The 11108-nt window shown below is 61.9% G+C and carries 11 protein-coding genes; 5 read left to right on the plus strand and 6 right to left on the minus strand.

The window, feature by feature from the left end; genetic code table 11:
• Window positions 1-426, plus strand: coding sequence for a DOPA 4,5-dioxygenase family protein (locus AC1RQ9_RS13080; protein WP_193731799.1), 426 nt, complete (start codon window positions 1-3; stop codon window positions 424-426).
• Window positions 427-632: 206 nt separating this feature from the next.
• A complete protein-coding gene (locus AC1RQ9_RS13085; RefSeq protein WP_485987312.1) occupies window positions 633-1316 on the plus strand; it encodes an EcsC family protein in 684 nt (227 codons plus the stop codon).
• A 110-nt stretch (window positions 1317-1426) separates the two neighbouring features.
• On the opposite strand, the gene AC1RQ9_RS13090 is transcribed toward AC1RQ9_RS13085, so the two are convergent.
• The 6 genes from AC1RQ9_RS13090 to AC1RQ9_RS13115 all read right to left on the minus strand — a co-directional run bounded on the left by AC1RQ9_RS13090 (window position 1427) and on the right by AC1RQ9_RS13115 (window position 8037).
• Window positions 1427-1945 carry a GlcG/HbpS family heme-binding protein gene (locus AC1RQ9_RS13090; protein WP_485987324.1) on the minus strand — a complete coding sequence of 173 codons (519 nt, stop codon included), beginning with the start codon at window positions 1943-1945 and terminating at the stop codon, window positions 1427-1429.
• Between the two features lie 259 nt (window positions 1946-2204).
• Window positions 2205-3269, minus strand: a complete 1065-nt coding sequence (locus AC1RQ9_RS13095) for an alkene reductase (RefSeq protein WP_485987313.1) — start codon at window positions 3267-3269, stop codon at window positions 2205-2207.
• A gap of 84 nt (window positions 3270-3353) precedes the next feature.
• Window positions 3354-4043 carry a hypothetical protein gene (locus tag AC1RQ9_RS13100; RefSeq protein WP_485987314.1) on the minus strand — a complete coding sequence of 230 codons (690 nt, stop codon included), beginning with the start codon at window positions 4041-4043 and terminating at the stop codon, window positions 3354-3356.
• A 42-nt stretch (window positions 4044-4085) separates the two neighbouring features.
• Window positions 4086-4466 (minus strand): hypothetical protein, encoded by a 381-nt coding sequence (locus AC1RQ9_RS13105; RefSeq protein WP_485987316.1) that lies wholly within the window; start codon window positions 4464-4466, stop codon window positions 4086-4088.
• 347 nt (window positions 4467-4813) lie between these two features.
• Complete coding sequence (locus tag AC1RQ9_RS13110) at window positions 4814-5896, minus strand: Lnb N-terminal periplasmic domain-containing protein (protein WP_485987318.1); 1083 nt, start codon at window positions 5894-5896, stop codon at window positions 4814-4816.
• Complete coding sequence (locus AC1RQ9_RS13115) at window positions 5893-8037, minus strand: esterase/lipase family protein (RefSeq protein WP_485987319.1); 2145 nt, start codon at window positions 8035-8037, stop codon at window positions 5893-5895. Before AC1RQ9_RS13115 ends, AC1RQ9_RS13110 begins: the two co-directional genes overlap by 4 nt.
• Before the next feature lie 127 nt (window positions 8038-8164).
• Here AC1RQ9_RS13115 and AC1RQ9_RS13120 point away from each other — a divergent pair, with 127 nt between their 5' ends.
• From AC1RQ9_RS13120 to AC1RQ9_RS13130, 3 genes are all read left to right on the plus strand, one after another.
• Window positions 8165-8371, plus strand: coding sequence for a hypothetical protein (locus AC1RQ9_RS13120; RefSeq protein WP_485987320.1), 207 nt, complete (start codon window positions 8165-8167; stop codon window positions 8369-8371).
• A 75-nt stretch (window positions 8372-8446) separates the two neighbouring features.
• The gene (locus AC1RQ9_RS13125; RefSeq protein ID WP_485987321.1) at window positions 8447-9271 is read left to right on the plus strand and encodes an EcsC family protein; all 825 of its coding nucleotides are present in this window, start codon (window positions 8447-8449) and stop codon (window positions 9269-9271) included.
• 202 nt (window positions 9272-9473) lie between these two features.
• Window positions 9474-10934: an FAD-dependent monooxygenase gene (locus tag AC1RQ9_RS13130; RefSeq protein ID WP_485987322.1), complete on the plus strand. Its 1461-nt coding sequence runs from the start codon at window positions 9474-9476 to the stop codon at window positions 10932-10934.
• The last annotated feature ends 174 nt before the right edge of the window (window positions 10935-11108 follow it).

The raw sequence follows: 11108 nt of genomic DNA on the forward strand, positions 1-11108 counted from the left end.
ATGACCGACCAGACGACCGCCCCCCGCACGCTGGATGAAATCGCCTGCTATCACGCCCATATCTATTTTGACGACGCGGCCACGCGCGACATGGCGGCCCGCGTGCGTGAACAGATTGCCGCCCGCTTTGCCGTCCGGCTGGGGCGGTGGCATGAAGTCGCGGTCGGCCCGCATGTCGCGCCCATGTACCAGGTGGCCTTTGCCACGGACCTGTTTGCGGCACTGGTGCCGTGGCTGATGCTGAACCATAATGGCCTGAGCATCCTGATCCATCCCGGCACCACCAACCCGCGCCGCGACCACATGCGCGACAGCATGTGGATCGGCCGCCCCCGCGCCCTGCTGTCCGACCGCCTGCCCGAACACACGTCCGAGCCGGATGGCGTGGGCGAAATCAATACCCAGCCCGATGCAAAGGCCGGCTGACCGGCAGGATGGTCAGGAACAGTTTCCGGTGAAGCTTTTTTTCAGGAAGCTGCCGGGAACGCCGCCTTCGTGAAAAAACGGTACCCGGAAACTTTCACCTTTTATCCATGTGACATGAAATGGCTTTATGACCTGCCGAGGCGTTGCATACGGGCATGTCGCATAAAACCATTTATTTTCCGGCCATGTTTCCATATGGAAGCCGGATGGCCGGTTTGCATGACAGTCCTGATCCCTCCCTTGCCCGTTTCATTGACTGGGCCTATCAGGCATCCGTCGCGGGCGTGGGAAAGGCCGGGTCGGCGGAAGACATGGCCCGCGCCTGCCTGGCCCGCAACGGTGGCGATGCGCTGCGGGCGGCGCGCGCGCTGATCCGCCGGCAGAACGCCAAGGCCGCGACGGCGGGATTCATAAGCGGGCTGGGCGGCCTTGCCACGCTGCCCCTCGCCCTGCCCGCCAATGTCGCGGGCGTGCTGTATGTGCAGGTCCGCATGATTACGGCCATTGCCGTCATGGGCGGGCATGACATCCGTGATGCGGACGTGAAGGCCGCGTGCCTGTCCTGCCTGACCGAAGTGGGGCTGGAGGAAATGGCCAAGAATATCGGCCTGTCCATTGCCGGGTCCACCGCCGTGAACAATATCGGCAACCGCGTCGCGGTCGAGGCCAAGAAACACCTTGCCCGCCACGCCCTGCATGCCATCGCCGCACGCGGCCTGGCCGGTGGCACGGCCGCGGCCGTGCCCGTGCTGGGCGGCGTGATTGGCGGCACATTCGACGGCCTGAAAACCAACCGCATCGGCCGCGCCGCCATCCGGCAGTTCATCACACTGCCCGTCCCCGCCCGCCTGCCCCCACCAGAAGATGACGGGCATCGTGAAGGGGTGTAAGGCCCCCGCATTGCCGTAACGGGCAGTCCGGCAGCCGTCCCGTCCTGTGCTGACAGCCCGGTACGGGTATCACGCCACGGCGGTCGCATGTGGCCCGGCGATGGGGTGCGTTACTGGAAATCCGCGCGGTATTTCGTCACGGCAGCCTGTGCGCAGGCTTCGTCCTTTTCCCCGCCCGGCGCGCCGGATACGCCAATACCGCCCAGCACGGCCCGGTCCGATACCCGGCGCAGCGTGACCCCACCGGGCACGAACAGCACTTCGGGAATGGTGTTCAGCGCCCCGTTGGGCGGTCCCGTCACCTTGGCCGCGATCAGTGCGCTGGTGGTGTCCATGTTGAACGCCATGCCATAGGAATAGGCCGTATAGGCCTTGCGATAGGACACCGACAGCGACTGCAGCGGCACGCTGTCACCCTTGATGACGGCCTGCTGGTGGCCCGTCGTGTCCACCACGGTGGCGGTTACGGAATATCCCTGCTTCGCGCACGCATCCACGGCCTCGATCGCCAGATGCACCGCGGTCATCCAGTCCAGCTTGGGCGTCGTGACCACATGCCCCTGCGCATGGGCGGGGATGCTGGCGCATAATCCCGCCGTGACAAGGACAGACTGCGTGAACCGGTTCATATCCATTACGCGTGCCATTCCCTGCTGCGGACAGGTGGACATGATGCAGAACCGGCGGAATGGCATGCAATCGCAAAAGCGGTCCCTCACATGATGGTGTTGGGCGCAAAGGCGTGTGATCGAAGGGATGCCGGGCTGTTGTGCGGATTCATAAGGAAGTTTTTGATGAGGCTTCTTTCACGAAGCTTCAGGAGACGCCGCCTTTTTGAAAAAAGGCGACACCCGCAGACTTCTGTTCTTATCCATCAGGCCGGCAATGTCAGTCCCCCGCCGCCCCCATGGTGGGATAGTCGATATAACCTTCCGGCCCATGGGTGTAGAACGTGGACGGGTCGGGCGGTGTCAGTTCCACGCCCGCGCGCAGGCGTTCGGGCAGGTCGGGGTTGGCAATGAAGGCCTGGCCAAAGGCCACGGCATCGGCACGCCCGGTCTCGACGGCTTTTTCGGCGCTGGCGCCGGTAAACTTCTCATTGGCGATATACACGCCGCCAAACTGCTTTTTCAACTGCGGGCCAAGGCTGTCCGGCCCCTCGGCTTCACGCGCGCAGATGAAGGCGATGCCGCGCCGCCCCAGTTCGGTCGCGACATAACCAAACGTCGCGGCGGGGTTGGAATCCCCCATGTCATGCAGGTCGCAGCGCGGTGACAGGTGCATCCCCACCCTGTCCTTGCCCCACACGGCAATGGCGGCGTCGGTGACTTCCAGCATCAGCCGCGCGCGGTTTTCGATCGGCCCGCCATACCGGTCGGTGCGGTGGTTGGTGGAATCCTGCAGGAACTGGTCCAGCAGGTAGCCATTCGCGCCGTGGATCTCCACCCCGTCAAACCCGGCCACCTTCGCCAGTTCCGCGCCGCGGCGGAAGGCGTCCACAATGCCCGATATCTCATCCGTGCGCAGGGCGCGCGGGGTGACGTAATCGCGCATGGGGCGCAACAGGCTGACATGCCCCTTCGCCGCAATCGCGCTGGGGGCGACCGGGGCATTCCCGTTCAGGAAATACGGGTCCGAAATCCGGCCCACATGCCACAACTGCATGAAAATGCGCCCGCCCACCGCATGCACGGCAGATGTCACCTTTTTCCACCCTTCCGCCTGCCCGTCCGTCCAGATGCCGGGCACGCCTTCATACCCGATGCCCTGTGGTGTGACCGGCGTTGCTTCCGATATGATCAGCCCCGCCAGCGCGCGCTGGGCATAGTATTCGGCCATCAGGTCGTTGGGAATGTGCCCGTCGCTGGCACGCAGGCGCGTCAGCGGCGCCATGACAATGCGGTTGGGCAGGGTCAGCGCACCGACCTTAAGCGGGGTGAACAGGGTTGGCATGACACGTCTCCACAGGTTCATTTTGGCGTGGATGATGGGCCTGTCACCGCCTGCGTGCAACCCGTACGCGCAACCCTGTCCACATTACGGGCATGCACCCGCCTTTTTCAGCAGTTCATCCCATTTCCTGCAGGTTTTCACCGCCCCCTCACCCAGCCCGGTGCAATAGAATATCTGCGTATGGGCGGGATCGTTCATTTCAAACGTGATGCCGGCCTCGCGGCTCTTGCGCCAGTTGCGGATGCTGGACGATGCGGTTTCGCGCGCGGTTATCGTGCCGATTATCCCGCCATCCCATAATTCATACCTCTGCTGTTGTTCACTTTCGGGAACATTGAACAGCACACCTGCAATTTCATCAGGCCGCGCGATGACATAATCCCCCTTTTGCATGATCATGACTTCATGGCCGTCAAACAGCAGCACATTGGGGTAATTATCGGTCAGGGTGCAGTCAGCGGTGATGATCGGGTGTTTCATCAGTGGCTGCAGGCGTTCGTCAAGCAGGGTATTGAAGTACCTGTCCTGGCGTGCGGTCTGTATCCGGTCGTTGATGAAGGGCCTGCGGATAATCAGGCCCCGCAGCAGGCCAAAGCCAATATAGGACGCCGAGACCAGCATGAAGGCATGGGCGACAGGCTGCTGCACCCGCATTATCATCATGATTATGGACAGTACGGGCCAGGCGACCAGGTAATGAAACGTAATGACCATGATCATGAGTTTTGATCTGGTACGGTATGCAATATCACCGTCCAGTTTGGCGTGGATCATTATTTGTCTCCGGGTATGTCTATTTAAAATATCATTCAGATTTCAATACTGGCGCCTGCCAAACAGGTACCATATCGCAATCGGCCCCAGGAATATGGACCCCTGCCACAGAATGGCGCTGACAAGGAACGCCAGTATCATCCAGATAATCGAGGGTATGACCAGGATAGTATCGCTTGCGAACAGGTCCTTGAATGCTTCCCATCCCGCCCTGGTAAACGGGAACAGCAGGGAAGAGAGCGTGTACATTGCAATGGTCATGACCGTCATGAATGGATGCGACGGCCGGCTTGGCTGCGTGAGGAAGGTAATCATCAGGCCTTCGAGCACAAATGCTATGGCGAAGCTTTTTCCCACGAAGTCCGGGCCGAACATATGGCCAAGTTCACGATAGCAATTTTTCACCTTGATCAGGAAATCCACCGGGTGCTCCGAATTATGAACCGTAACGAATAAATCTGTTTGGCATTTTTATGACCATTTAGTCCATAAGCGGCGGATGGGTTTTCCCATTTTGCGGCATTAATTTGAACATGTGTGTCCAAAATGCCGCGTACGCATCCCTGCCCACCCGTCACGGCATGCCGGTGACCGGCAGGATGCAGGCCCCGGGCGTGCGGGCGTTTTATGGTTCCGTAATGCGAAAAGCCGGGACAGCTTATGTTTCTGCGCCGGGAACGGGGACCGTGCCCGTCAGTAACGGGCCGGGATGCAACATGCGCGGCCATGGGGCACACGGTCCATGCCGTGCATCGGCCCTGTCCTGTTGGTCAGGGCTGCGGCCCCTCTGGCGGTGGCAGGGCCGCGCGGATGGCGGTGGAATAATCGGGGCCGATCACAGCGCTGGGCGCACGGTGGATGCGGCTTGCGGCATGCAGTGCGTCATAGCCGGGATAGCGTTTGGGGTCATACGGCCCCAGCAGGCCCATGTCATACGCCATGTCGGCTGTATGCCCGCTGAGGATCACGCGCCAGTCAAACCGGTACCGCAGCCGCGCGCCCGCGCGCGCCAGTATGCCGGTGGTGCAGTTGTCGGTCAGGGTGTTGTACCACACGGGGCGGGAAATGATGTCATGGATCGCGCCCACGTAGCTGAGGAACAGGTGTTCGCGCACTTCGGGCGCGATATCCAGCCGGTACATATAGACCCGTTCGCGCCGGATGTCGGTGCGCACGCCAATCAGGTCGCGTTCATCAGCGGTGACATAGAACAGTTCGTAATGATGAAAGAACCCGGCAATGGTGGAATAGGGAAACCGGGCCTGTCGCCGGGTCTCGATGGAAATCGCAAGGTGCTGGCCATCGGAAAACCCGAAGCTGAGGAACACATGCGCGATTGCCTCCCCCGCCCAGTAGGAGGTCACAAGGTCCACCCGGTCCAGCCGCCGCAGGTCATACGTCGCGTCATACCATGCCGGGATATAGTCGGTTTCGGTACGGTAGCGGAAATTGCGCACGTTATGGACATGCACCATATCCCCCACCCGCCATGCATCGGCCGGCACGGCGTATTCACCCGCCCAGACCCGGTCATTGCGCGGCGGGTCGGTGACATACCAGATTGCCAGCGCCGTCACCGTCACCACGCGCACCGGAAAGGCCAGCCCCGCCGGGCGCAGCCAGCGCGCGCCGGCCATGATGGCGGGAAACGCCACCGACAGCCCCAGCCGCAGCGCATCGGGCAGGATGGTGGAATAATACACCGCCCCCGCACCCAGCAGCACGCCCGCCCCCTGTACCGCGCGCGCACCCCATCGCCGCACCCTGCGCCACCCGTGCCGCCTGCCGGTATGGCCGGGTGTCCCGCCTGATGTCCCTGTGGGGCCTGCGTCCTGCCCGCGCGTGGCCGTCATGGCCGCCCCGCCCGCGCTACCACGCGCCGCGGCACGGGACGGGGCGCCGGCGTCATGTTCCGTGGCGGGTTCTGGGCCAGTTGCAGCAGCAGGATGCGCTGGACCTCGGCAATGGTGGCGGGATTGGACTGGGTCGAATGTTCGGAATTGCGCACCACCAGTTCGGACTGCACATCGGGGATATGCGCGCTTTCATACGACACCACCCCGTCATCGGCATGGGTCAGGTCGCGCGGGTTGCCACAGACGGGAATGATGGAATGCGCCTGCACGTCGGGGGCCATGGGAATGGTGGGCAGCGTGCGCATGAACGCGCTGTGCGGTGACATGGCGTACACACTGCCCAGACGCAGCACGCGGTTGTTCAGGTGCGTGCTGTCCCCCGCCCCGGTCAGGATGTCGCGCGCGGTTTCTGTCACGCGCACCGGCAGGCTGACCATGCTGCCGACAAGACGCGCGATGGACATGGCCGCAAGGTAGCTGCCGTGCTGCGGGGTGGAAATGAACACCACGCGCTGGATTTCGGGCATGGCGGTGGGGAACATCGTCTCACGCACCAGGTCGCGCGTGCTGTCGTTCAGGTGGAACGATGAAAGCGGCCGCCCTGCCGTGCCATCCCACAGCCGGTCCCCGGGGTTGATGACCAGCATGCGCGCCAGCAGCCCGCCCTGGCTGTGCCCCACCAGCGTGATATGCCCCAGCGCCGGGTCCGCCTTCACCCCGCCCAGGCTGTCCACCGCCTGCGTGATCGCATGCCGCAGCTGCCATGCCGAATACGGGATGGGGTTGGATGTGGCGTAGGAGAAGAACCAGAAATCGAAATGGTCGCGGATGCGCCGGTCTTCCAGCAGGTCATTGACCATCACGGCCCAGCGGTACGGGCTGGACGCGGTGCCGTGTATGAACACGACCGGCATGTTGCCGCGCCGGTGCGGCGTCATGGCGATCAGGCGCGGGCGCGTGCCGTCATAGGTCGTGCCGTCAAAGAAACCGCGATATTCCTTGGTCCACAGCGCGGCATCCACCAGGCTGAGCGCGCGGGCGGCGGTCTGGTCATATTCGGCGGGCACGCGGGCGTGGCCGATGGTGGCGTCCGGGCTTTCATCCATCACCCGCAGCACCAGCCGCCCGGTCAGGTGCGTGCCCAGCACCTGCGCGCGCGGGTTGTCGATTTCCAGCAGCAGGCTGGCGGGCACGCGCAGCTTGTCCGATACGCTGAAGCTGCCGTCATTGGTGGTGTCACTGCCGCTGCCGGTGGGGTCGCCACTGGCCAGGTTGCCGCCCCCCTGTGGCGCGGGTGGCGTGGGCACGGCGCGCAGGGCGTCATCATGCGCGGGGCCGGTCAGGTCCGCCACGGCAGACGGCTGGATCAGGTGCTTGGCCTCATGCGGGGCGGATGGCGCGGGCTGTGGTGCAAATGCGGGGTCGGGACGGGCCAGCGCGGTCAGGGCCTCGCCCAGTCCGGGGGAGCGATAGACATTGGGTATGCCGCCAACCCCCAGCGTGGCCGTGGGCTGCAGCCGTTCCAGCAGGCGCCCGTGCCAGCGCAGCTGCGCGGGGTCGGCGCTCAGGGCAATATCGCCAGACGGCAGCGCGCGGGTCTGGGCCGTGATGTTGACCGGGGCGGGAAAGGCCGCGGCCAGCCCGAGGTTGTACAGGTCGCACGCCTGCCTGAAACGCCCGTCATACGGGCTGGGACCACCCGCCTGCCCCGGCTGCAGGAAGGCATAGGCATAGACCGCGGCGGCCAGGAAATCCTGCGCATGGTGGTGGCGCAGGCCCTGCCGGTAACTCAGTTCGGCCAGGGCGAACAGCACGTCGCCCCCGTCATCACGGCCGGCCACCTGCGTGCGCAGGGTGGCGATGGCGCGGTCCGGATTGCTGCGCCATGCGGGCAGCAGCCCGTGGCGGCGCAGCACGATCATCGTCTCATCGCCCGGCCTGCCGCCCTGCATGGCCGTGCGCGTGGTGTCACGATAGCTGTGGACCAGCGACACATGCCGCACCGTAACCGGCCCCGCGCACCCCGCCAGCAGCACAAGCGCCAGCACGCCCCCGCCGCGCGCGGCATGGACCGTGTGGATGGAACGGCATGTGCTGCGTGCCGACGCGCGGCGGGTACCGGTGGGAATGCGTATCATGCCGCAGGTTAAGCACCAGTTCGCCCCCCACGCAATGCGCTGGCACCGTTGGGGGACGGGGTGGATGGACCGTGACAAACGGGGCGGGACAGCGTCGTGCGCGCAACCTGCCGGGCACCCATGGCCCATGTCCGTCTTGCTGTTGCAAGCAGTCTTTCTGCTTCCGCCTCATGTGGGACAAACGGAGCCGTTTGCGGCTTTTCGAAAAGCAGACGTTCCAAGCACAGCGCCGGTCAGTAAAAAGAAAGGCACCTCACATCTTTGGCCGCAAAGCGAAATTTTAGCATGGGACAAGAAGCTTTCTTTAGGCATATCCATATGGTTATTAGAATGACATATTGTTACACTGTGTGAGCACCCATACCTAATAAGTTTTTCGAAACCTCATTTGCACTGGAATTATAAAATTATGACGTTATCTATTTACGAAAAAAATGCTCTCCTTGAAATAGAGTTATGGAAAAACCCAAAAAAATCATGGTATAGCACTGCTATAAGCTTTGTAAATAAGCCAATTGATTTTGCTGGTGATGCAGTCATGAGCACTCCTTTGATTGGGGACATTGTCAAAAAATCCATGATTGGCGTTCTTGAGCTTGCAAATGACGCGGCACAGTGGAGTGTTGACGCCGCTGCAATCTTCAAGGAATTCCGTGGCGATGGTTATGATGTCCTGGAGTTATGCGACATTAATAAATTGGATCTAGAAGAGATTGATTTGACAGTTGGATGGCTCGCAGCAAAATACAAAAGTATGCTGTTTGCGGAAGGGGCTGCGACTGGGGCGGTGGGCGCTGTTGGCCTCATCGTCGATGTTCCCGCTCTCATGATTGGATGCTTAAGGGCCGTTGGTGAGTATGCAACGTATTACGGCTTCGATGTGAATAATCAAAAAGAGAGAATTTACGCTCTGAATATACTTGGCCTCTCCTCAAGCCCTACGGATGCTGCCAAGGCTGCAGCAATGGCGCAACTTACGAAGCTTTCCGGAGACATCGCTAAGAAAACCACTTGGAAGGAACTCGAAAAAAGTGTCTTTGTTAAAATGGTGCAAGAAATTGCCAAATCACTTGGCATTCGTCTAACAAAAGCAAAATTGGCACAAGTTGTTCCTGTGATTGGTTCTGTAGCTGGCGGCGGCTTCAATGCATATTATGTCTCGAAGGTCTGTGAAACCGCTCATTATCTGTATCGGGAACGTTTTATTATCGAAAAATCACATCGTGATAAATAATGTTGGGAACATATTCGCTAATTAGCTAAACGAACGGCAGAAAAAACTATTCGCTGCTCCAAAGCGGTCGGTCCACCCCCCCAGAACCGCCTGTCACCCTGACAGAAACGGAACGCGCTGGAACACTTCGCATCCTTCCGGCGTTCACGCGATGGCCGTTGTCCACAGGTCCGGACAATGCCTTTGCCTTCGGATGGAAACCATGTCGAAGCCCGTTCTTGTTGTCGGTGCGGGACCTGTCGGCCTGACCATGGCCGCTGGACTGGCCCGGTATGGCACGCCTGTCAGGGTTATTGACAGGCTGCCGGTGCGCACCATCCAGTCCCGTGCGCTGGCCATCTGGCCCCGGACGCTTGAACTGCTTGACGCGGCGGGTTGTGCTGGGGCGTTCGTGGCCACCGGGCTGCATGCGCAGGCCGTCAGTATCCATGCAGGCCGCAGGACGCTGGCCCGGATACCGTTCGGGACGATCGCCTCCCCCTTCAATTACCTGCTGATGATCCCGCAATCGGAAACCGAGCGGCTGCTGGAAGCGCATCTGGGCACTTTTGGCGGCATGGTCGAACGGGGGGTCGAACTGACGGATTTCGTGGACGGGCCTGATGGCGTTTCGTGCACCCTGACCCATGCCGGGGGCAGGACGGAAATGCTTGATGCGGCGTGGCTGGTCGGTTGCGATGGCGCGCATTCCTTTGTCCGCCGCACGCTGGGTCAGGTTTTTGCGGGGGATACGCTCACCACGGGTTTTGTCATTGCCGATGTGCGTGTGGCGGGCCTGGCCATCCCGCCTGATGAACCGGCGATTTTCTGGCACCCCGATGGGGCTGTCATGTTCTTTCCGATATCGCGCGACCGCCATCGTATCATTGCCGATCTTGGTGCGGCCCCCCTGCACATGCCGGATCTGGGGGAAATGCAGCGGATTGTCGACCGGCGCGGACCGGGCGGGATCACCCTGTCCGACCCGGCGTGGCTGTCGGATTTCGGGGTCAATGAACGCATGGTGCGGGATTACCGCAGGGGCCATGTGTTTCTGGCCGGGGATGCGGCGCATGTGCATAGTCCCGCCGGGGGCCAGGGCATGAATACGGGCATGCAGGATGCCTTCAACCTGGCGTGGAAGCTGGCGCTTGTCGTGCGGGGGGATGCCGGGCCGTCCCTGCTGGATAGCTACGGCGCCGAACGCAGCGGCGTTGCGCGGCAGATACTGTCGGATTCCGGCCGCATGACCCGGATTGTCCTGCTGGAAAATCATCTGGCGCAGCGGGTACGCAACCTTATCGTACGGCTGGGTTTCGGCATCCCGGCCATCCGGCGCGCCATGGCCGACAGGATGTCCGGGATCAGGGTCGGCTATCCTGACAGCCCGCTCAACACGGGTTCGGCCCGTGGGCTGCGTGGCCCCGCACCGGGGCAGAGACTGGTTTCAGGACAGTGTGATGGCGGCGGCCCCCGCTTTGTCCTTGCGGCCCGGGACTGTGCCGCAGCGCGGGCCATGATCGCGGACCATGCACCGTTGCTGGCCCCCGATATATGCCCGCCACCGGATGAAAACGGTATCTGGCTGGTGCGGCCCGATGGCTACGTCGCTGCTGCGGCGCGCAATGGCCACTGGCCGGTGATTGCTGCAGCACTGGGCAAAGTGACATCGTGCGGATCATGAGGAAGTTTTTGGTGAAGCTGTTTGAAAAAAGGCAGCCCCCAAAAAACTTCCTTATGTTTTTCAGGCTGACCTGAGGGCAATGGTTTCCTCGTGGCGGCCATGTTAGCGTGGGTGGGTGGATACGCCCTTCACCTGCGCCAATGACCGTTACCGCACCGACACCCGGCAGGGTTA

The sequence above is a fragment of the Komagataeibacter ossonobensis genome (assembly GCF_057359305.1).